This window comes from Fibrella arboris (assembly GCF_041321095.1).
In the GTDB taxonomy this organism is placed as follows: Bacteria; Bacteroidota; Bacteroidia; order Cytophagales; family Spirosomataceae; genus Fibrella; species Fibrella arboris.
Window position 1 is genome coordinate 136,515 of record NZ_JBGGWE010000004.1, and the last position, 23,355, is coordinate 159,869.

Here is a 23,355-nt window from a genome sequence, read left to right on the forward strand (position 1 = left end):
CGTTCCATGCACCGTAATGTGAGTGGAACGTACCTGGCCAATGTTGGTAAAGGGGTTTTACCCCTACTCTCAACGCATTGTGGTGCGCGGGTCGGGTTTCAGTTCAACCAGAAACTCTTTGGGCGGTTCGGCGCCCAGCAGGTGCTTCACGAAGTAATCCCAGCGGCGGCGCATCATGTATGACGAGTAGCTGCCGAAACCGTGACCACTATTCGGAAAAATGACCAGGTCGTAATCTTTGTTGGCTTTTTCCAGTGCTTCCACAACCAGCAGCGTATTCGATGGCGGCACGTTATTGTCCATCATGCCGTGGGCCAGCATCAGTTTTCCTTTCAGGTTCTTGGCGTAGTTCTGGTTGGCCTGCGCCTCATAATCGGCGGTGGCCGTCAGACCGTTGTATCGCTCGCCCCAATCGTCTTCGTAGTTGCGGTTATCATGGTTACCAGACTCTGAAATGCCAACTTTGAAGAAATCAGGAAAACGAAACAGGGCCGTTGCCGTGGCGAACCCGCCCCCCGAATGGCCCCACATACCTACGCGGGTCGTATCCATGTAGCCATACTGCTGCGCCAGCTGACGGATACCCGCGATCTGGTCGGGCAGGGTATTTTCGGCCATGTTGCCATAGCTCATGTCATGGAACCGTTTCGAGCGCAGTGGGTTGCTGGTTCCTTCGATCTCCACCACCACAAAGCCCAGTTCGGCCAGTGCCTGGTTGTCTTTTCTCGACGCTGAAAACGACCAGTTGCCTACACTTCCTCCCTGCGGACCAGGATAGATGTAATCGATGATCGGGTATTTTTTTGACGGATCCAGCGTGGTTGGCGTATACATCAGACCGTACAGGTCGGTTTGACCGTCGTGTGCCTTCACACGGATGGGCGTAGGTGGCCGCCATCCGGTGGCCGTCAACCGTGAAATGTCCGTTTTTTCCAGCGTCGTGATCAACTTTCCATCCATACTCCGCAAAACGGTGGTGGCCGGTACGTTGGGGGACGAGTAGCTATCCACAAAATAAGCGCCCGACGGCGATAGGCTTATCTGGTGCGTACCCGGCTCAGGTGTCAGTACGGCAAACTGTTTTCCATCGAACCCGACCTGGCAGAGTTGACTAAAATATGGATTGGCTGGCTGACGGCCCACCGCCATGAAATACAGCATTCGTTTCTTTTCGTCGACCCGAAGAAGCCTGGTTACCAGCCAATCGCCTTTTGTGATCTGATTTTTCACCCGGCCAGTGGCTCCGTCGTACAGGTAGAGATGGCCCCAGTTGTCGCGCTCAGAAAACCAGATAAATTCATTGGTCTTAGCCAGATAACGCCAGTTAATAGCCCCCCAACCCGACTCGTATTGCGTTGGAACGGTTTCTTCGAATACCTCCCGCACGGCCCCTGTAGCGGCATCGGCGAGCCTGACCTTCTCCTGCTTATGATCACGCGAGGTTGATACAAAAGCCAGTTGAGAGCCGTCTTCCGTCCAGTTTACATCGTCGAACGTACCGCTGCTGGCGATATCGTCGCTCAATGTAGCCCGGTGAGGATCGGGCGGCACCTGCAGCCGAATCACTTTAGGTACGTCTACTTCGATGATCACCCGCTCGATGGTTGGAATGACCTTATCGCCGGGTAGCGGATATTTCCACTGCCGTAGATTGGGCTTACCGACGTTTGTGGTCACCAGGTACATATCGCTGACCTGGCGCTGATCCTGTTTAAACGTAGCGATCTTCTTCGAGTCTGGCGACCAGGCCAGAATGGCCCGATCACTTGATTTCCAGCCCGCGTTATCGGTCGCATACCCAAAATCTTTGACCCCATCGGTGGTTAGCTGCGTTTGGGTACCGGTTTGCATGTCACGTACCCACAGGTTAAAGTCTTTGATAAACGCCGCCCGTTTACGGTCGGGCGACATAACCTCGTTGCCGTCTCCTTCGCGCGCTCCACGGCCACCTCCGTTACCTGGCCGACCAGTGCTATCGGCAGTAAGCTGATCGGTGAGCAGATTATACTGCCACGTCTTACCAGCAGTCTGAAAGTTAACCACTTGGTTATCAGGCAAAAATCCAATACTTTGAAACGGCAGTTTCGAGGCTTCGTAGGTTTTTCCGGTTGCTCTAGACAGGGCAGTGGCTAGTTTTTGCTGATCAAAAGCAATAGTGCGCGTCGCCTTTGCGGGGTCGACCAGAATGAATTCGCTGCCTTTGGCGGTCAGGTCACGGTACCAGAACCGGTCGCCGGGCAACCAGGTGGGGCGGGCGAAACCGTGATCAATGAGTTGCTCAGCGTTTGAGCCTATGAACCGCTGCGCCTGTTCATATTGCTGAGCGGTTAACACAGGTCGCTGCTGCGCATGGGCGAAGCACACGATCAGAACAGGCAGGCCTGCCAACAAGGGTTTAATCATAATTTGTTTAGTTGCTCAAGAAGACGACTTAGTGAGTTGATGGTCGCCTCTTTTACAGGATGGCGAACTACTACAATACTACTAAAAAAGCCTAATAGGCCCGTTGATTAAGCGCTTCTTATCGAACCGTAACCGGCATTCCTTACCACTGAGTCGGAAAATTGATACTTAAACAGACGCAGTAGCTTGGTAAGTAAAACTACAACTGAGTAGTTACCGCGGTAAAATTCACCTATAAAGACCACGTAAACGGGCTTAGATTTATTAATTATATAACATAATCAGTTACTTAAACTTCCTTATTAAGCCTTTTTTGGTCTCCTAATCAAAGGTCACAACCAGATTGGTTTAATTTTTGTAACCATTGGCGGCTCTCCTTCTGCGAGGCCTTCAGGCTAGTTGAGTCGCACATTCTATAGGTTTTATCTACTTTTCGTTTCTTCCAGCGTAGCTGTTGCTGGCTGGTATGAATGTTGTCGAACAGAACAGCAAGTCTGCTTAAATGACTACATAAACATTTATCAATAATTTTCCTGTAAGGCCTGATCCAACAGGGCAACAGTCATATTGATCTAATAATTAAGTGACGTACTTAAGCAATTTTGCTCTTTTAGTGTTTATTAGTAAAGTACTCAACATTAATTTTGACCACCATGAGGCTACGGTTACTCGTATTTTTATTTAATCTGTTCCTTCTACATCCCCCTGTCTCAGACAAGCAGTCAACTGCTCCACCACCGCCCAGGCCAGACCATACAGTAATCGGCAAGCCAGTTCGTTCAGCCCACCGCACTGCTGCAGTTGCCAAACAGGCGATGGACAACGACTGTGGCCTCACGATCACGACAACGGTATCGGGTTGCTATTCCGTCAGCGGGCTTAGCCGGGCAACAGCCAGCGTTGAAGTAAGCTGGACAGCTATTCCAGATGGCGGGGTCATTTCTGTGCAGTTGGGTGATCAGACAAAAACGATAACGGTCCGGGATGTATCGACCGCATCAGAGGCCGATGTACGCAGCCCTCAGCTGGTGGCGTTCGAGATTGACCCAACGAACGCGCTGTTGAGTGTGTCGGCTAGTTATGAGTCAGGCACAACGGTTTGTAGTGTGTCGCGCACATTCATGTCGCCAGCGCCTTGTCCATCACTTAGCTGCGCTGGCTTAGGCGGCACAGTCTTTAACGATTTCAACGCTGACGGCATTCATCAGCCCGGCGAGTCGACGGGCCTGCCAGACATCCTGGTTCGGGCGATTACACCGGCTGGTACCGTTCTGACAACAACGACCGATTCAACCGGGAAATACACGCTGGCGTTACCCACAGCGGCTTACCCGGTTCGGGTAGAGTTTGGGAACGTACCTACATATGCGGGTAATGGAACACCCGTCGGGGCAGATGGCCAGACAACCGTGCAGTTTGTTAACGGCCCCGACTGCGCGGTCGATTTAGGTGTCTTGAACGCACAGGAATATTGCCAAAACGACCCGCTGATCATTGTTCCCTGCTTCGTAAACGGTGACCCGCTTCCTGCGGGCGGGGTCTCAGGGTCGCTGGATGCGCTGGTTGCCCTTCCATATTCGTTGCGCGGCAACAAAGACATGAGCCGGATGACGCCATTGGCCAACGCCGGCCAGGTGGGGTCATTATGGGGAACGGCCTACAATAAATTCACGAAACGCCTGTATTCGAGTGCCGTTGTCAGGCGCCACGTAGGCCTTGGCCCCGGCGGGATAGGCGGCATCTACGTGACCGATATGACAGGCCCCAATCTCGGTACGGCCAACACAAGCTTGCTGGTTAACCTGAATGATATTGGTATCAACCTGGGTTCGTTACCAACCAATACTGACCGCGGGCTACAGCCGGAACCACGCAGCTCCAGCCACGATTCACTTGCTTTTTCGGCAGTTGGCAAAGTAGGAATCGGCGATATGGATCTGGCCGAAGATGGCTCGTTACTCTGGTTTACCAACCTCAGCGATGGTCAGCTCTATTCGCTGCGCGTACCGGCAAGTGGCGCCCCCGGCCCTACCGACTGGGCGGCGCATCCGCTTCCGCTCGACACCCTTTGTAGCAGCGGTGTTCGCCGGATATGGGGGGTGAAAACGTATCAGGGCAAGGTATATGTGGGTGCGGTCTGCGATGCTTCTCTGAGCAAGCACAAACAAGACCTGCGGGCCGTAGTGTTGGCCTATACGCCGGGCCCGGGGAATAGCCTGGGGAGCGGCGGTACGTTTAAAGTTATCTTCGATTTCCCATTAACATACCCCAAGGGAGCGCCCGACTGGACCGACTTCAGCATACGAGGCTGGTTTCCCTGGGAAGATTCATTCGACAAGCTCACGAATGTAAACCGTACGCTGATTCATCCACAACCGCTTCTGGCCGATATCCAGTTTGATATTGACGGGTCGATGGTGCTGGGTTTCAATGATCGGTCGGGCATGCAGTTAGGCTTCGAAAATGCCAACACCAACTCAAGTGATGCGGCTCATTACACCAATATCAGTGGAGGCGACATACTTAGAGCTTACTTCAGCAATGGAACCTACATTCTCGAAAATGGTGGCCAGGCTGGTCCCAACACGGGTTCGAGTACCACCAACAACGAAGGCCCCGGTGCCGGCGAGTTCTATAATGACAATTTCTACTACGGTGGCGTGCTGGTTCACAGCGAAAATGTGAACGGTGCACTGGCTATTCGGCCAGGGTCGGGCGAAGTGGTGGTCTCTACGATGGACCCGCTGAATGATCAGTCCTGGTCGGGCGGTATTCGCTTTCTGAGCAATACAACCGGTTATTATACATCGGGCAGCAACGCCACCAGTTCGTACGTCATTTACCGGACACTGGACGGCGACGGGGCCACTTTCGGAAAAGCTACCGGACTAGGCGGCGTGACCCTCAGTTGCGACCTGCCCAGTTATTTACAGGTTGGTAACCGCGTTTGGCAGGACGACGACCACGACGGCGAGCAGGATGCCAACGAAAAGGGGCTGGCCGGTGTCCAGGTTGCCCTCTACCAGAACGGAACCTCCATTGCCACCACAACGACTGATGCCAATGGAAACTACTATTTTACCTACTCGCCCACTTCATCTACTGTGGCCGGCACAACACCGGCACTCTTGCCTAACACCACCTATCAGCTTGTTTTTGGGGCAGGCGGGCAGTTCGTGGATAATGTATTGACCGAGGCGGGTGGCCGGTATCAGCTGACTACCGCCAATGCAACAGGCGGCACCCTGAATGACACGAACGATTCAGACGCCGAAGTAAGTACCCTTGCCACTGCGAGAGTTCCCGTCGTCAACCTTACCACGGGCAATCTCGGCTCGGTGGATCATAGCTTTGACGTTGGTTTTTACTGCCTGCCGACCACCGTTGCCACCGTTCAGGTTACCGCACCCACCTGTCCGGCAAGTGGCACCGTAGCAAACGATGATGGCCGTATTGAACTGTCTGGTATTCAGAACGGCGATAAGACCTTCCTCTTTACCTCTACCGTTCCACCGGCCTATACGGCCACCTCAACCAGCCGCGTAGTTACCAATGGTTCAGTGACGTATACGGACCTCCCTAACCCGACCAGTAGCAGTGGCACCAGCTATTCTATTATCATTTACAACGGCCCCTGTTGTTTCACGGTTATCTCGGCCGTGCTTCCTCAACGTACCTGCGTTCCGGCTCTGTCTGTCGCTATAACGCCGGGCGAGTGCAGTACGATGACCAACGAGTATACGCTAACGGGGGTACTTTCTCTGACCAACGCCATAACAGACACCGCTCTATTGACCGATGGTAACCGTACGACTACGCTATCGATCACCGCCGGCGCAACGTTTGTCCCGTATTCGCTGACTGGTTTTGCCTCAGGGTCTGGCCAGCACACGCTCACGGTAAGCTACGCAGGCCAACTGATAAGTCAGACCTATACGGCCCCGCTTAGCTGCACTGTACCTGCCGACATACTGGTTAGCAACACGGTCGTCTGTGCGGGGGAGTCCGTTCTGCTGACGGCCACCGGTTGTGCATTGGGTAGTATTCAATGGTCGTCAGGAACAGTGATTACCAGTGGCCGGTCAGTGCTGGTATCGACGGCCGACCTACTCACTTTACGCAGTCCTACGGTGCTTACCTATACGGCCACCTGTACCCTTGGTACGAGTACAGCCGTTGCTGCAGTTAGTGTGCAGGTAAACCCCAAGCCGGTTATCGGGCCAGTCACCACACTTTGCGACGGGCCTGCCGCCTACAGCCTTATTCTCATGGGTGTCGTTAACGCAGTTAGTTACGAATTGGCGCGGGGCAGTTCATTTGAAGCCGGCGTGTCCGTCACAACAGGACCAACCGGCTTACCCGTTAGCGGCGTATTACCCTTGCTCCAGCAGGCAGGTACGTACTGGGTCCGGGTGTATAGCGGAACCGGCTGCTTCACGGAAGTTGCCGTTGAGATTCAACCCTGTGACTGTTCAGCCGGCAAATGCCTGCCTATTGAAGTCAGGCGGATCAGGTGATGTCTATGGCTGTTTATTAGCGCAGACCCAGCGTAGCCCAGAGCGGTCAGCCGCTGCTGGTTTAAACCGGATCTGCTTTCGTTTCTGGTATTCGGGGCTGGTGGGCAGTATCTCCCGCCATACGTCCATCGCCGTGGCGCACCAGTAAAAACCGAGCACAAAAAAGCCCCCGACTGTTGCGTAGCCGGGGGCTGAACTGTGATCGATACGGGACTTGAACCCGTGTCGCTGCCGTGAAAGGGCAGTGTCCTAACCGCTAGACGAATCGACCGTCTTGTGAAAGACCTGACGTGTTTTTGATGGCTCAATTACGCCGTCAGCGAATCGTGATGCAAAAGTACGGCGATAAGCGTAAAATGCAATACCCACCCCTAAAATTTTCTTTTAAAAATGGGTTAGACCCCTTTTACTGCTATTTTTGGTGGGTAACAATTAGCTCAATCTCAACTCGTTTCACTCCGCCACCGGCATGAAAAAAAATTTCATTGCTTACCTTATTTGCTGTACGTATCTATTTTACACGCCAGTCTCTGCTCAAAGTCCCATTCCTTCTCCCGCCCAGTTTCTAGGTTATCCGGTTGGAGAACGGTACACACCTCATCATCGCGTCATTGCCTATGCCGAACAAGTTGCCCGGCAGGCGCCCACCCGTATCAAGGTAATTCCTTATGGCACCACGTATGAAGGCCGCCAACTAGCTGTGGTGGCGATTGGCAGCGAAGCCAATATTGCCCGCCTCGATGAAATCAGGACGGATAACCTTCGTCGTATCGGGATGCTGTCGGGAAAGCCTTCGGGCAACCCGATGCCAGCCATTCAGTGGCTGAGCTACAATGTACATGGCAACGAGGCTGTTAGCTCAGAGGCCTTTATGGAAGTCATGTATGGCCTGCTGGAGCCCGGTAAAGCCAGCGCAAACTTTACGGTATCACCAAAGATCCTGGAAACGAGTGTGGTGATTCTCGATCCAGGCCTCAACCCCGACGGCCACGACAGGTACGTGAACTGGTTCAACCAGATGAAGGGGCGTACGCCTGATCCTACTCCGTTTGCGCGTGAACACAGTGAACCCTGGCCGGGCGGGCGCTATACTCACTATTATTTCGACCCGAACCGCGACTGGGCCTGGCAAACGCAGGAAATTACGCAGCAGCGAATGGCGCTGTATCAACAATGGATGCCGCACCTGCACGGTGATTTTCATGAGATGGGCGTTGAAAGCCCGTATTATTTTGCGCCCTCAGCCAAGCCGTATCACGAAGATATTACCCCGTTCCAACGGCAGTTCCAAACCGTCGTCGGGCAGTATTGCAGCCGCTACTTCGACCGGAACCACTGGCTTTATTACACCCGCGAACGCTTCGACCTCTTTTATCCAAGCTATGGCGACACGTACCCAACCTACAACGGAGCCATTGGCATGACGTATGAGCAGGGAGGTAACAGCCGGGCTGGTCTGGCTATTCGAAAAGCAGACGGCGACACACTCACCCTGCGTCAGCGTATCGACCATCATGTAGCCTCTTCTTTCGCCACGCTCGAATCAGTGGCCGATCGGTCAGCAGAAGTGGTCAACGAGTTTGGTCATTTTTTCGATAAAGCTCAGTCGGCACCCGTAGGTCCCTACAAAACCTATGTGATCAAGAGTGGTGGCGATGAGGGTAAACTTTCGGCACTACGGCAACTGCTCGACCGGAACCATATTCGCTACGGAGTAGCCGGAAAAACGCAGACGATATCGGGTGGGTCTACTTCGAAAGGTAAATCGTCAGGTATGTCTGCCGGCGTGTATAACTACATGACACAGGCCAGCGACAAAAGCGTGACGATCGATGAACAGGATCTGATCATCAGTGCCTACCAACCAAAATCTACGCTGCTAAAGATCCTGTTCGAGCCAAAATCGGTACTGGAGGATTCCGTCACCTACGATATCACGGCCTGGTCGTTGCCCTACGCCTTTGGCCTGCAAACCTACGGGCTAACCTCCCGGATTGATCCGGTCAGTACAACAGCCAAGCCAGCGTCTGCCTCGATCCTGTCTACGTCTGATCGCCCATACGCTTACCTGGTCAACTGGCAGTCGATGCCGTCGGTGCAATTCCTGGCGGGCTTGCTGAGCAAGAAAGTTCGGGTACGTGCTGCCGAGAAACCCTTTGAATTAAACGGCAAACAGTATAGCGCAGGTACGTTGCTCATTACCCGGGCAGGTAACGAGCGCCTCGGCAACCGGTTCGACGAACTAGTTCGGCAAGAGGCCGCCAACCAGACCATTACGCTGACCCCCGTAACAACTGGCTTTGTGACCAAGGGTTCTGACTTTGGTTCTGATTTCGTGATGTCGTTGAAAGCGCCCCGAGTGGCTGTCGTATCGGGCGAAGGAACAGCGGCGACATCGGTTGGCGAAGTGTGGCACTACTTCGATCAGGAATTGAAGTACCCCGTCAGCCTGATCAACGGAGCTGACCTGGGTTCGGTGGACTGGAAACAACTCGACGTACTGGTGCTGGCGAATGGTTTTGCCTACAGCCGCATCCTGAATGATCGCACGCTGTCGGCTATTCGCGACTGGATTCGTGGTGGCGGCAAACTGATTGCTATGGAGCGGGCAATAGCAGCGTTGGTTGGGAAAGAAGGTTTCGATCTAAAGGAGAAAGACGAAAAAGGCGAGCAGGATAAGGCGAAAGGCAAACGCGCCCTGACCGACTCGCTGAAGATATACGCCGATCGCGAACGGGTGGCCGTATCAGATGAGACCCCCGGCAGCATCTACCGCCTGAATCTTGACACCTCCCATCCATTGGGTTTTGGTCTGTCGGGCGGGTATTATACGCTGGTTCAGGACACGCATACGTACGATATGCTGAAAGATGGCTGGAATGTAGGCTATCTGAAAGACAGCAATCTGGTGGCAGGCTTCGCCGGAAAGAACGCCAAAGAGAAATTGAAGCAGACACTATCCATCGGTGTGCAGGAGCTGGGTAGAGGACAGGTAATTTATCTGGCCGACAATCCGTTGTTCCGGGGATTCTGGTATAATGGCAAGCTTCTCTTCGGTAACGCTGTGTTTATGAGCGGCAACTAACAGGAAACCCGGAAGCATTTACTGCGAACTTAAACGTCTCTATAGGGATATTTAGGCCAGTTTTATCTTTACCAAGTGTAATTCATCAAATCATAACCGGGTACTACATGAATTCTTTTCAGATCAAAGAAACTCCCACTACCTACGACGTCGCTATTGTTGGCTCCGGAGCTGGCGGCGGCATGGCTGCTTATATGCTGGCAAAAGCCGGTGCAAAAGTAGTGCTGCTGGAAGCGGGTGGTTATTTCGATCCCGCCGATCCAAAGTACATTACGCAACTCAAATGGCCGTATGAGTCGCCCCGCCGTGGGGCAGGTACTACCCGCGCCTTCGGGGATTTCGACGCAGCCTGGGGTGGCTGGCAAATTGATGGCGAACCTTACTCTGCTGCAGCGGGCACTGAATTCTATTGGTTCCGGTCGCGTATGCTGGGTGGACGCACCAACCACTGGGGACGTATCTCTATGCGCTTCGGCCCCGACGATTTTCGGCGTAAATCACTAACCGGTGTTGGCGACGACTGGCCAATTACTTATGATGACCTGGCTCCGTATTATGATCGGGTCGACAAGCTGATTGGTGTTTTTGGCTCAAAAGAAGGCATGCGCAATGAACCAGACGGGTACTTCCTGCCGCCGCCGAAGCCGCGCCTGCACGAAATGCTGCTCCAGAAAGCGGGCAAAGGCATCGGTATTCCGGTTATCCCGTCACGTTTGTCTATCCTGACCAAAGCGATCAACAACGAGCGTGGGCAGTGTTTCTATTGCAACCAATGTAACCGCGCCTGTCAGGCCTACGCCGATTTCTCCTCCTCATCGGTCCTGTGCATTCCAGCGGTAAAAACGGGAAACGTCACACTCATCAACGGAGCTATGTGTCGCGAGGTGCTGACCGATCCACAGACGGGTCTGGCTACGGGGATCAGCTATGTCCATACAGGTACGTTGCAGGAGCATACCGTTCGCGCCAAAGCCGTTATGCTGGGCGCAAGTGCCTGCGAATCGGCCCGGATTCTGTTGAACTCCAAGTCGTCGCGGTACCCGAATGGCTTAGCCAATAGCAGCGGTGTTGTTGGTAAATACCTGAACGACTCCACCGGTGCTTCGCGGTCTGCCTTCGTGCCTGCCCTGATGGACCGGGTACGTTATAATGAAGATGGTGTGGGCGGCATGCACGTGTTCACCCCCTGGTGGCTCGACAACAAAAAGCTAGACTTCCCCCGTGGCTATCACATCGAATACGGCGGCGGCATGGGCATGCCTTCGTTTGGTTTCGGTATGGGTATGGAGGCCATGAACGGAAAATACCCTTATGCCAACGGAAAGTCATTACCGGCAGGCGGCTACGGATCACGGCTGAAAGAAGATGCCCGCCGTTTCTACGGGGCTTATATCCACATGGCTGGCCGGGGTGAACCCGTGCCTCTTGAAAGCAACTACTGCGAAATTGACCCCACGAAAGTGGATAAGTACGGCATTCCCACGTTGCGCTTCAATTACAAATGGTCTGATTATGAGGTAAAACAGGCCAAGCACATGCAGGATACCTTCGAAGAGATCATTAGTTCGGTAGGGGGCATTCCGACGGGCGAAAAGCCGGGGCCCAACACCAATCACGGCTACGGCCTGGAAGCGCCCGGTAAGATCATCCATGAAGTCGGTACCGTTCGGATGGGTAATGACCCAAAACGGTCAGCGTTGAACCCCTTCCAGCAGGCCCACGAGGTGAAAAATCTGTTCGTTGTTGATGCCGCGCCGTTTGTGACGCAGGGGGATAAAAACGTTACGTGGACAATCCTGGCCTCGTCAATGCGCACGTCGGAATACTTCATTGATCAAGTCAAAAAGAAAAATATATGAAGCGCAGAGATTCGCTTAAGGCTATCTCGCTGAGTAGCCTCGGGCTGGCTGTTGGACCGGCCGAAGCAGCGGTTCCGGCCCCACCCGACAAAAAGGTGCCGCTGAAAATTCCCGGCGGTCGGCAAGCGTTTGAAGCCGAACGGGACGCCAAACTTCAGGCCGATACGTTTTTCACGCCTGCTGAGTTAAAAACCGTTACGATCCTGGCCGACATTATTCTCCCCGCCGACGCCAAGTCGGGCAGCGCGTCGCAGGCAGGTGTACCGGCGTTCATCGAATTCATGATGAAAGACCAACCCGCCAACCAGACGCCGATGCGCGGCGGACTAGCCTGGCTGGACAACCAGTGTCGTAAACGGTTTGGCAAGCCTTTTTCAGAAGCAGCCAAAGCGCAGCAAATCGAAATGGTTGACCTGATTGCCTATCCGCAACAAACCAAACCGGAGTTGTCGCAGGGGGCTGCTTTCTTCACCCTCATGAGAAACTACACCATGACCGGGTTCTACACCAGTAAAATGGGCATCGAAGACCTCGGTTATATGGGTAACACACCTAATAACTGGGATGGTCCGCCAGAAGCCGTGCTGAAACAGTATAAGCTTATTTAATAGCGGACCGGGAAAAAGGAGGAAAGGGAGAGCGGAGGAAGGGGTAAAGCAGAAATAGAACGTACAAATTACATCGTTCCTTTTCCAATTTCCCTTCCTCCGCTCTCCCTTTCCTCCTTTCCTCCTTTCCTCCCCTTCCTCCCTTCCTCCCTTCCTCCCTTCCTCCTTTCCTCCTTTCCTCCCCTCCTCCCCTTCCTCCTTTTTCCCTACTTTTGCCCCCATGGAACAACGTACCCTCTTTCAGCGGCTTCGGCCTCATCTGCTGTTTATTTTCGGGCTATTCATTATCACCTCTATTTATTTTCTGCCCGCCTGGCAGGGTAAAGAATTGCCTTTGCAGGACGTGCGGCAGGGTAACGCTGCCACGATGGAGTTGCGGTACTACAAAAAAGAAACGGGTCAGTTTCCAAACTGGACCAACGCGTTGTTCAGTGGTATGCCGGGTTACCTCATTGCCCACGACTACCCAAACACCTACGTTGGCCGGGCAACCGCAGCGGTGCTGAGGCTATTTCCAAGACCTATCGACGTGGTTTTCATGCAGATGCTGGGTCTGTATATACTGCTGGTAGTGCTGCTGGGCAAACAGGCATCCGACACTGACGAAGACCTTCCAACCACGCTTTCCAGTACGGCGCGCGGTTGGTTGGCGGCCATTGGCGCAGTGGCCTACGGGCTGGCTTCGTGGAACCTGATCACGATCGAAGCAGGCCATATCTCCAAAATTCTGGCCCTTGGCTATGCGCCCGGTATGCTGGCAGGGCTGGTGCTTTGCCTGCGGGGAAAATATTGGTCGGGGGCGGCTGTAACCGGGCTGTTTACCTGCCTGAACATCAGCGCCAACCACGTACAGATTACCTATTATCTTTTTCTCTGCATAGGTCTCTATGTCATCATTGAGGGCACCAGGCTGATCAGACTGGGCCAGGTACGTCGGCTGCTGATTGGGCTGGCCATCTTCGGCGTCACCACAGGAATCGGTATGGCTTCGTTCAGCAAGCGACTGCTTGTGTTGAATCAGTATTCAAAAGAAACAACGCGGGGGCGATCTGAATTAACCGCCAAAACAACTACCGCTACGGCTCCGGGTCAGGCTGCTCAGGCCAAACCGTCGGATCACGCCAAGCCCGCCGATGGACTCGATGAAGAATACGCCTTTCAGTACAGCTACGGTGTGGGCGAAGCACTGACCATGCTGATTCCGAATCTGTATGGCGGCCTAGCCGGCTCGGGGGGGCTCGACGCTAAATCAGCTACCTACCAGGTGTTGGTGAGCCGAGGGCTGGCAGCCGACGAGCTAATTGCCCAAATCCCAACCTACTGGGGCAGCACAAACGGTCCGGCCTACGCGGGGGCAACCTTACTTTTCCTATTCATATTGGGCCTCTTCATCAGCCGGTCGACGCTGCGGTGGTTCATGCTGGCTGGCCTGCTACTGACCCTGTTACTGGCTATGGGCAAGAATATGCTCTGGTTCAATGGCCTGCTATTCAACGTTCTGCCTTATTTCAATAAGTTCAGGGCCGTGACCATGACCCTCACCATGACACCGATCTTCCTGGGCGGTGGAGCGATGCTGGCACTGTACACGCTGTTGACACAAAAACCAACGGTCAAAGCCATTCAGCGACCGCTGCTGATTGCCTTTGGGCTTACCGGAGGGCTGGCCTTACTGCTGGCGCTGCTAGGCAGCAGCCTGCTCGATTTTCAGGGGCCAAATGATACCGCTATGTTCGGAGCCGATGCGTCTGACCTGTTGCGCGCCTTGCAAAGCGATCGGGCCAGCTTGCTACGGGCCGATGCGTTCCGCGCCTTTTTCGTGGTCACGTTGGCTGGCGGGCTGATCTGGCTCTACCTGACCGAAAAGCTAAAGGCCAGCCTGCTGCTTCCACTCCTGTTCCTGCTGAACACCATCGATGTCTACAGCCTGGGGCGGCGGTTTATCAACAGCCAAAGCTTTATTCCTCACTCTACCGTCGATTCGGCCTTTGACGAAACCCCCGCCGACGCACAGATCTTGCAGGATAAAACCCTGAGCTACCGGGTATTCGATAACTCGAACGGCAATTTCGACTTCATGAACAATAACCGGGCGTCGTATTTCCACAAGTCGATAGGTGGATACAGTGCGGCCAAGTTGCAACGGTATCAGGAGATGATCACGTACGCGTTCAATGACAACGCCGAGAATATCCTGAATATGTTGAACGTGAAATACATCATTGCGCCACCTGTTGATAGCACTGGCAGGCCGTCGGGATCGCCCGTGGCCCAACAAAACCCGAGTGCGTTGGGCAATGCGTGGTTTGTGCAGAACGTACAGCAGGTAGCCGATGCCGACGCCGACATGGCCGCGTTGAAAACCTTGAGCGCTCAACAGACAGCCGTCGTCGACAAGCGCTTTGCCGATCAATTAAAGGGCCTGCCTGCTTCGTTGACGCCCGCCGGCACCATTCAGTTAACGGCCTATTCACCGGATAAGCTTACCTACCAAAGCGACAGTCCAACTGAGCAGGTGGCGGTATTCTCGGAGGTTTACTACCGGGGTAACGACGACTGGAAAGCCTACGTGGATGGTAAAGAAGTTCCTCACTTCCGCGCCGACTACATCCTGCGCGGTATGCGCGTACCGGCCGGTAAACACACTATCGAATTCCGCTTTGACCCGCCCGTTGTCGCCCTTGGCAATAGCCTCGATCTGGTGGCTAACCTCCTGCTCATCGTCCTGATTATGGCCGGAGCCTGGTTTTCACTGCGTGGGGCTAAACAAGTTGGCACTGAAAAAACGGCTGTTACGGTATAGGCAAAACGGGAACGTACCTACTGTATGCCCTCAAAAACCGATGCCATCGCTGATCAGCGATGGCATCGGTTTTTGAGGGCATTTATGCTGCCGCACCGCGCACGGCAAAAAGCGGTTGGTCGGGCGCAATAGCTTTGTTGACCTGGCTAACAGATTGACAATCGTTTTTCTACATCGTAAGATCGTACGGGTAGTGAATTACAAAAACGTTCATTTACTTTAGCATTCCCCCCCCCCTAAACCGCTACCTTATGCCAACTGACTACAATGCCATTGCCAAAGAATACCAGGCATCGAAGATGTTACCCTGGCGAAAGCACGTCGAGTCGTATACCTTTTTCCAGCTGGTCGGGGAGCTTGCCAACCTGGATGTACTCGATCTGGCCTGCGGAGAGGGATTCTACACCCGACAGATTAAGCTCAGGGGAGCCGCCGACGTTGTTGGCGTAGATATTTCCCAAGCAATGATCCAGCTGGCCGAAGAGGCGGAGGACCAACAGCCTATTGGTGTAGCTTATCATTGTCAGAATGCGCTGGCACTGAACCTGGCCAAAAAATTTGATCTGATTACGGCCACTTATCTGCTCAACTACGCCCAGACTGCCGCGGAACTTCACCAGATGGGTCAGGTCATCACCAACCACCTGAAGCCGGGTGGTCGTTTTGTCACGATAAATAGTAACCCTGATTATCAGGCCTCGGTAGAGGCGATGTTTCCGTATGGTTTTACCCGCGAGAATGCCAGCTATGCAGAGGGCGCCGAAATTACCTGGCGGTTTTATCAGGCCGACCTGTCGAACATTGCTGTGATCAATTATCATCTGGCCAAGACAACGCACGAAACGGCATTAAGCCAGGCTGGACTTACGCAGGTTCAGTGGCATGCGGTAACCGCCTCGCCGGAAGGCAAACAGGCTCATCCCGCCGATTACTGGACAGCCATCCTGGACAGTCAACCAATAATTGGCCTCTCAGCCGTTAAACTGTAGGCCATCTTTTCCGTTTAACAGGCGATGCAGTACAACAACAAAATCTTCCGGGCTGTCAGCAATACCGCGAATGGCGAAACGTCGGCAGCCACGGTTTTTCACTATGAGCAGACCGGCAACATCCTGACGGGCAAGTACAGCGGCGGACGCATTGTAACCGGTCATCTGCTCGGGTTGGTGGATGAAGCAGGCCGACTCGATTTTCGGTACCATCAGCTCAACACCAACGGACAGCTCACGACCGGCCAATGCCAATCGGTCCCCGAATTACTGCCTACCGGAAAAATCCGCCTGCATGAAACCTGGCAATGGACATCAGGCGATCGCTCAACCGGTACGTCTATTGTGGAAGAAGTCTGATTTATAGGGAAAGATCAGGAAGCACAGGTACTAAGGAAATCAGGAAGACAGGGCCAGCTCTTCGATTAGCTTTCTAGCCGTCAATGCATTACACCCATAACCTATTCCCCGCGTTTGTCTAAAACCGTAGAACGGTTCCTTCTTCGCCGACAGCCAACGTACCTGACAGGCCGACGGGCAGGGCCAGGTTCCGGCCCTCGTGCCCGACTGGAAAATTAAAGGCAACTGGGTACGTATAGGCAGCCACCGCTTCAGCAATGATCTGGGTGGCGGTCTTTCCATAGGGCGTGGTCACATTATCGCGCATATCCGAGAACGTACCTACGAGCAGCCCCGCCAGGTTGGCCAGCTTACCCGCTCGTCGCAGCTGGATCATGGTGCGGTCGAGCCAGAAAAGCGTTTCGTCGAGATCTTCAATGAACAACAGTGTACCGGCCCAGTCTACCTCCGACGACGTACCCAGCGCATGAATGAGTAGGGATAGGTTTCCGCCGGCCAACGTACCTGTGGCTGTCCCCAGTCGATTTAAGGCATTGGGCTGTGCTGTGTAGGGAACTACCATCTCACCAAATAACCATCGACGCAGCGATTCGATAGCCTCGGCGGTATCGTCCAGCCTGAACTGCCGGGGCATAATGGCATGCAGACTGGCCATGCCAAGCTGTTGCAGATGACTTAGCAGAATGGTGATGTCGCTAAAGCCGACCAGCCATTTGGGCTGAGTAAGCAAGGGGGTAAAATCAAGCGCCTCAATCAGGCGATACGAGCCGTAGCCCCCTCTGGCAGCAAAAATAGCGCGTACAGACGGATCATTGATGGCCGTCTGAAGGTCGGCCAGGCGTTGCGGGTCGGGGCCGGCAAAAGCACCTGCGCTGGCCTGTAAATGGGCTCCCTCAAGCACCGTTAGCTGCCAATCGTGGCGCAGCACGTGAAAGGCACGCTGTAGATCGTCGTAGGGGAATGGGCTGGCCGGCGCCAATACCGCAACGGTATCGCCGGGTCGTAGGAATGGAGGAGTAATCAACGTCAGAAATTAATTAAGATCAGCAGGCACCGTTTCGTCAAGCTGGTCAAGGTCAACCAGCGTAGCCCGGTTGTCGAGAATGGTTGGGGTAAACATCGGTTTAAATTTCCTGCCCCACTGGATTTCATCATACCGGTACGAAAACCGACTGTGCACCGGCTGGTTAAAGGTGTCTTCAATGCCCCGCAGCAAAATCAGGAATTCCGTGTCTGATTCGGCCAGTTGCTCGGCGGTGCACCCATAGAGTGGACTCTCATCGGTGATCGGGTGCACCAGCGTCCAGTTGGCCGGAAAGAAATTCACCTTGCTCCGTTCCAGCTTCAACGGATAATAGCGCCGATACAGCGAACCGTCAGCCTTTTTCTCGAGTCTAGAAAGCGATACCTCGATCTGTACATCAATGAGTTGGTTAGTCCGTTGGTTGATGATGCGAAACATCCAGCCATTGATATCGAGATAGGGCGCAAAAACGGAGGTAGTCGAGTAACGGATGCTGGCCACCGGGCGCGAAAAACGGCCATACATCAGACCTGTGGCCATGGCGAAAAGCAACAACCCAAACATCGATTCAACAGCAGCCAAACTGCTGGTCCAGTACCCCATTGGGCTAATATGGCCATAGCCTACTGTCGTTAAGGTCTGCGAGCTAAAGAAGAACGCACCCATGAACCGGCCAATCGTAGTGCCGGGCGTGACCTTATCGAGGCCTACCAGGTTTTCGTAGCCAAGCAGGCCATAGAGGGTAGCAAAGAGGGTATTGGAGGAGATGTAGAACGTGAAAACCAGGCCCAGAAACCTTGGCCAGGGCATGGTTATCAAGGTATTGTAGAGGTTTACCCGATTCCAGAACCCCTGGTGTGCCCGTACCACGTTGAAACTGCCATCTTTGTTGACCAGTCGTGAGGAAGCATCATTGATTTTTGTTCCGAAGCCAATGTCCTCCCGCTTTACTTCCTGCTCAACCAGCGTGCTGTTTCCCCGGCGACTGTCGGCCAATCGTTGCCCGAACGATTCATGCGGCAGCGGGTCGGTAGCTAAAGACTGTTTCAGGTCGATTATCGTCTTCTTATTCATACATTGGATGGATTCGACAGTAGTACAAATCTATCTGCCGTTTGATTCATGCCATTAATCAGATCGGGTACAACGTTTAAAACTAAAAAAGCATCTGTATATAAAATCACTCATCCGCTAAAACCAATTGGTTAAACTTAATTACACTCAGCTCATCCAAAAGTCGCTTTCCTGATTCATTTGCCGTATTTCTTTACTTAACCTCATCATCCACGTACCTACCAGCACTATGTTCCGTCGTTTACGAACTTCTCTCATCGGCTTCTGCCTGCTCCTTTCGATCGCCTTTACAGGCACTGCCCAGGGCATTCGGGGAACCGTGAAATCAACCACGGGCGAGGCAATGGCCTTCGCTACCATTGCGGCCAGAGGCACAACGCTGGGCACGATTGCCAATGAAGAAGGGCGCTATGAACTCGCCTTAAAACCGGGCCAGTATGAGATCGTTTTTCAGTTTTTGGGCTTCAAAGCCGAAACACGCCCGGTCACGATTACCGATGCCTTTCAGGAAATCAACGTGACAATGACGCAGCAGTCAATCACGTTACAGGATGTAAAAATTGGTAAGAACACCGAAGACCCAGCGGTGAGTATCATGCGGCGGGCCATTGCCAAAGCGCGCTTTCATCAGCTTCAGGTTCAGCAATTTACGGCGCGGGTCTACACCAAATCGTCGATTGTGGTTCATAAGCTGCCAATGACATTTCTGTATCAGAAGCAATTAAAAGAAGCCGAAAAAGAAGCCAATTTCAAAGTGGGGCGTCCTATCCTGAATGAAACCGTCGCGGAGGTTGATTTTCGCCTGCCCAACACGGTCAAGCAGCGCATCATTGCGAATAGAAACTCGGCCGGCGATTTTATTCAGGTGTCGAGTTATTACAGCGCTAACCTCTACACGCCCAAGCTATTAGGGGCCGTTTCACCGCTGGCTCCCAATGCGTTCGGCTACTACAAATTTGAATACGAAGGCACTTTCCACGAGCAGGGTGTTGATGTCTCGAAGATCAGGGTGATGCCAAAACAGTATGGCGATGGCGTGATGCGGGGGACTATTTACATTATTGAAGACACCTGGGCCGTATACAGTGCGCAACTGGAAACCCGAAACGAGCTGGGTTTCTCCGTGTTGACCAAAGTGGTTTGCAGTCCGGTTAAAAATGTCTGGATGCCCGTGAACCAGCAGTTCGAGATCAATGGGGCCTTCATGGGGGCTACGTTCACGGCGCAGTTGGTCCGCAACCAGACTTTCCGTGATTTCACGATCAATCCCGGCTTTGTCGAAGATGTAAAGGTTGTGGACGAGCGGTTCAACCCACCCGCCAGAACGCTGAGCAAGACTGACATGAAGAATCAGCCGTTTGCCGATGCCGTAGCCAAGCAGAAGGAATTTTCGACAAAAAACCTCAAGCAACTGGTCAAGGAATACGAAAAACAGGAATACAAGGCCCGGAAAGAGCGAAGAGAAGACGTTGCCGTTGTCAGAAACGATTCAACGGTGATCGATACACTGGCCAAGAAGCGGAGCAACGCCTTCTGGGATTCGCTCCGAACGGTCCCGCTCACCAAAGCCGAAGTAGTCAGCTATCAGAAAGGAGACAGCCTGATCGCCATTCGTAAGGGAATAGCCCCTACAGATAGCCTGAAACGGGTACAGGCCCAGCGGAAAAAATCGCGGACAACCACCAATGTATTGACGGGTACACAGGTATGGAACCTGTCGCGTGCTACCTCGCTGACCTGGGTGAGTCCGCTGGCGGGAGCCAATTTTAACACCGTTGAAGGCATCACTCTCGACGCTTCGTTGCGCTACAGACACCGGCTCGACAGCATAAAACAGAACTACTGGTCCTGGTCGGGCCTTGGGCGTTACCAGACAGGTCGTAAACAGTTCATTGGGTTCGGAACAGTGGGATACCAGCATAAACGAACGTACCTGGATATCGCTGGCGGCCGTTTCGTAGCCCAGCTAAACCCCGACAATCCGATCAGTCCAAGCCTGAATGGGCTGACAACGGTACTTTTCGAGCGCAACTTTATGAAGCTCTTTCAGAAAGATTACCTGAAACTGTCGGCGTCGGCAGTGCCCATCGAAGGGCGGTTGCAGGTAAATAGCAGCCTCGAATATGCCGAGCGCACCGAACTGGCCAATTACAAGGAAGGCATTAAGCCGTTGATCAATTGGAATCAGTTTAGTTATACGCCAAACCGCCCCATCAGCAGTGAGGTAGAGAGTGCCGCTTTTCCGGTGCATCAGGCGCTGACACTGAATCTGAATGCCTCACTCCGACTGGGTGAACTGCGGTATCGCATCCGTAATGGAAGACGGATTCAATTGCGCAACAGTGAGGCCCCACTCCTGTCGATCAATTACCGCAAAGGTATCTCCGGGGTCGGTGGCTCTGATGTGGATTATGACTTTGCGCAGGCAACCTGGCGGCATTCGTTCGAAACGGGTATACGTAGCCGACTGGCGTATCAAGTATCAGCGGGTGGATTTCTGAACAATTCATCGGTCTTCTTCCCCGATTTCAAACATTTTCAGGGCAACGAATTCTTCTTTCAGTTAGGCGACCCGGTCAGTTCGTTCCGAATGCTGCCTTACTACCAGTATAGCACCCGGGGCAAATTTGCTGAACTACACGTACTGGGCGAGTTCCGTCATCTGTTGATCACCCAGCTTACACTAGTCCGGCTGGCCGGTTTAAAAGAGAATCTATTTGTGCATTATCTGGCTACGCCTGCCAGCAAAAATTACACAGAAATCGGCTACGGCCTCGACGGGCTGATCCCTGGATTTCCTTTCTTTCGGGTCGAGGTAGTTGGCCAGGTTCAGGGCGGAAAATACATGGGAACCGGTTTCCTGGTAGGTACGTCACTAAAATTTGGCAGAGACTAACAGTAAACTGAGCACACAAAAAAGGGTCTGAAAACGATATGTTTTCAGACCCTTTTTTACTTGTGATCCGGCTGGGATTCGAACCCAGGACCCATACATTAAAAGTGTATTGCTCTACCAGCTGAGCTACCAGATCGGCCCGAGAACCTGTAACCGTATATTGACTACTGATTTGGGACTGCAAAAGTAGACGTTTTCCTGTATGAAGGCAAGTTTAGCGGGAAACTTTTTTTAATCTTTCTGTAAGTATCACAGCCTCAACCGCTTCTCTGACGTCATGCACACGCAGGATCGATGCGCCCTGGAGCAAGGCCACGGTGTTCAGTACCGTAGTCCCATTCAGTGCCTCATCGGCCGTTACATGTAGGGTTTTCCAGATTGTCCCCTTCCGTGAAATACCCACCAGCAATGGCTCATCGAAAACAGTGCTGAACGCGGCCAGTTCATGCAGGAGCTGGAAATTCTGCTCAACCGTTTTGGCAAAGCCAAAGCCCGGATCCAGAATAACATCGACGGGCAACGTACCTGGCTCATTTTCAGCGCGTAATTGCTTTAGCTGTGCCGCCAGTTCGTCGATCACGTCAGTTGTTACGTGCCGGTAAGTTGCCATCGACTGCATGGTTTGTGGTGTACCGCGCATATGCATCAAAATGTACGGGACGTTCAGGGCAGCTACGGTCGCAAACATCGCCGGGTCGAGTGACCCTCCTCCCACATCATTGATCATGACAGCTCCCTGTTCCACGGCCAATCGGGCCACCTCGGCTCTAAACGTGTCAACAGAGATAAGTGCATCAGGAAAACTATCGAGAATTCCCTCGATAACAGGGAGCACACGGTCAGCCTCTTCCGCAGCACTAAGGTCGGTAGCCCCTGAGCGCGTTGAATAGCCTCCTACGTCCAGAAAGGTGGCTCCTTCGTCGATCATGCGAGCGGCCATTTCTACCTCCTGCCCAACATGAAGGCGACTCTTCTGGTAGAATGAATCGGGGGTCACGTTCAGAATACCCATCACGGCGGGTTTGGTCAGATCGACTAGCCGCCCCCGGCAGTTCAGCGTTTTTTGCGTAATTTTGACCATCAAAAAGATAGTTTACAGTCTTCCGTTTTCAGTTGCTCCGCTTAGTCGAGTAATGTTAGAATAGCGAAGCAACTGAAAACGGTAAACAGAAAACTGAAAGCAGTTTTGTCAACAGAAGCTCAATATCGGCAGGTCGTGCTGCGCTGCAAGGATTTATTCCTGAAAAAAAACCATGATTATGGCACCGCCTGGCGCATCCTACGGCTGCCGAGTATTACCGATCAGATTTACATTAAGGCGCAGCGCATACGAACGTTACAGGAAACGGGCGTCAGCAAAGTAGGTGAAGGCATTGAACCTGAGTTTGTTGGTATTCTTAACTACTGCGTGATGGCGCTGATCCAACTGCATCTGGCGGCTAATCATGATACCCGCACCGATATTCCGACAGACGAGCTGGAACAATTGTATGATGCCCAGATGAACCAGGTGATGAACCTGTTGTTCGCCAAAAACCACGACTATGGCGAAGCCTGGCGGCAAATGCGGGTTTCGTCTATGACTGATCTGATTCTGATGAAACTGCTTCGTACCAAGCAGATTGAAGACCACCAGGGTACCACGCTGGTCTCGGAAGGGGTTGATGCCAATTATATGGACATGATTAATTACGCCGTTTTTTGCCTGATAAAGTTGACACTGGAATAAAGTTTGCA

General features: G+C 53.1%; 13 protein-coding genes and 2 tRNA genes. 9 read left to right on the forward strand and 6 right to left on the reverse strand.

The annotated features are described in order from the left end of the window. Positions 1–69 precede the first annotated feature (69 nt). The gene (locus ACAW75_RS08185; protein WP_370728208.1) at positions 70–2,403 is read right to left on the reverse strand and encodes a S9 family peptidase; all 2,334 of its coding nucleotides are present in this window, start codon (positions 2,401–2,403) and stop codon (positions 70–72) included. 815 nt (positions 2,404–3,218) lie between these two features. Here ACAW75_RS08185 and ACAW75_RS08190 point away from each other — a divergent pair. Further along, complete coding sequence (locus tag ACAW75_RS08190; protein ID WP_370728209.1) at positions 3,219–6,920, forward strand: SdrD B-like domain-containing protein; 3,702 nt, start codon at positions 3,219–3,221, stop codon at positions 6,918–6,920. Positions 6,921–7,119: 199 nt separating this feature from the next. On the opposite strand, the gene ACAW75_RS08195 is transcribed toward ACAW75_RS08190, so the two are convergent. Then, a tRNA-Glu gene (locus ACAW75_RS08195) sits at positions 7,120–7,191 on the reverse strand. Between the two features lie 198 nt (positions 7,192–7,389). On the opposite strand from ACAW75_RS08195, the gene ACAW75_RS08200 reads away from it, so the two are divergent. From ACAW75_RS08200 to ACAW75_RS08225, 6 genes are all read left to right on the forward strand, one after another. Next, on the forward strand, positions 7,390–10,005 hold the full coding sequence (locus ACAW75_RS08200; protein ID WP_370728210.1) for a M14 family zinc carboxypeptidase: 2,616 nt from the start codon (positions 7,390–7,392) through the stop codon (positions 10,003–10,005). Positions 10,006–10,112: 107 nt separating this feature from the next. After that, positions 10,113–11,864 (forward strand): GMC oxidoreductase, encoded by a 1,752-nt coding sequence (locus ACAW75_RS08205; RefSeq protein WP_370728211.1) that lies wholly within the window; start codon positions 10,113–10,115, stop codon positions 11,862–11,864. Next, positions 11,861–12,472 (forward strand): gluconate 2-dehydrogenase subunit 3 family protein, encoded by a 612-nt coding sequence (locus ACAW75_RS08210; protein ID WP_370728212.1) that lies wholly within the window; start codon positions 11,861–11,863, stop codon positions 12,470–12,472. The genes ACAW75_RS08205 and ACAW75_RS08210 overlap by 4 nt, the downstream gene beginning before the upstream one ends. A 220-nt stretch (positions 12,473–12,692) precedes the next feature. Continuing rightward, positions 12,693–15,275: a YfhO family protein gene (locus ACAW75_RS08215; RefSeq protein ID WP_370728213.1), complete on the forward strand. Its 2,583-nt coding sequence runs from the start codon at positions 12,693–12,695 to the stop codon at positions 15,273–15,275. Positions 15,276–15,526: 251 nt separating this feature from the next. Then, positions 15,527–16,264 (forward strand): class I SAM-dependent methyltransferase, encoded by a 738-nt coding sequence (locus ACAW75_RS08220; protein ID WP_370728214.1) that lies wholly within the window; start codon positions 15,527–15,529, stop codon positions 16,262–16,264. A 24-nt stretch (positions 16,265–16,288) separates the two neighbouring features. Continuing rightward, positions 16,289–16,624, forward strand: a complete 336-nt coding sequence (locus ACAW75_RS08225) for an avidin-fold protein (protein ID WP_370728215.1) — start codon at positions 16,289–16,291, stop codon at positions 16,622–16,624. A gap of 118 nt (positions 16,625–16,742) precedes the next feature. On the opposite strand, the gene ACAW75_RS08230 is transcribed toward ACAW75_RS08225, so the two are convergent. Further along, the gene (locus tag ACAW75_RS08230; RefSeq protein ID WP_370728216.1) at positions 16,743–17,648 is read right to left on the reverse strand and encodes a S66 peptidase family protein; all 906 of its coding nucleotides are present in this window, start codon (positions 17,646–17,648) and stop codon (positions 16,743–16,745) included. A 9-nt stretch (positions 17,649–17,657) separates the two neighbouring features. Further along, complete coding sequence (locus ACAW75_RS08235) at positions 17,658–18,722, reverse strand: ion channel (protein WP_370728217.1); 1,065 nt, start codon at positions 18,720–18,722, stop codon at positions 17,658–17,660. A 229-nt stretch (positions 18,723–18,951) separates the two neighbouring features. Between ACAW75_RS08235 and ACAW75_RS08240 the strand changes: the two genes are divergently transcribed. After that, on the forward strand, positions 18,952–21,618 hold the full coding sequence (locus ACAW75_RS08240; RefSeq protein WP_370728218.1) for a DUF5686 and carboxypeptidase regulatory-like domain-containing protein: 2,667 nt from the start codon (positions 18,952–18,954) through the stop codon (positions 21,616–21,618). A 63-nt stretch (positions 21,619–21,681) separates the two neighbouring features. Here ACAW75_RS08240 and ACAW75_RS08245 read toward each other — a convergent pair. Both ACAW75_RS08245 and folP read right to left on the reverse strand, forming a co-directional pair. Continuing rightward, a tRNA-Lys gene (locus ACAW75_RS08245) sits at positions 21,682–21,754 on the reverse strand. A 78-nt stretch (positions 21,755–21,832) separates the two neighbouring features. Next, on the reverse strand, positions 21,833–22,699 hold the full coding sequence (gene folP, locus ACAW75_RS08250; RefSeq protein WP_370728219.1) for a dihydropteroate synthase: 867 nt from the start codon (positions 22,697–22,699) through the stop codon (positions 21,833–21,835). Positions 22,700–22,804: 105 nt separating this feature from the next. Here folP and ACAW75_RS08255 point away from each other — a divergent pair, with 105 nt between their 5' ends. Then, positions 22,805–23,347, forward strand: a complete 543-nt coding sequence (locus tag ACAW75_RS08255) for a DUF1599 domain-containing protein (protein ID WP_370728220.1) — start codon at positions 22,805–22,807, stop codon at positions 23,345–23,347. Positions 23,348–23,355 lie beyond the last annotated feature (8 nt).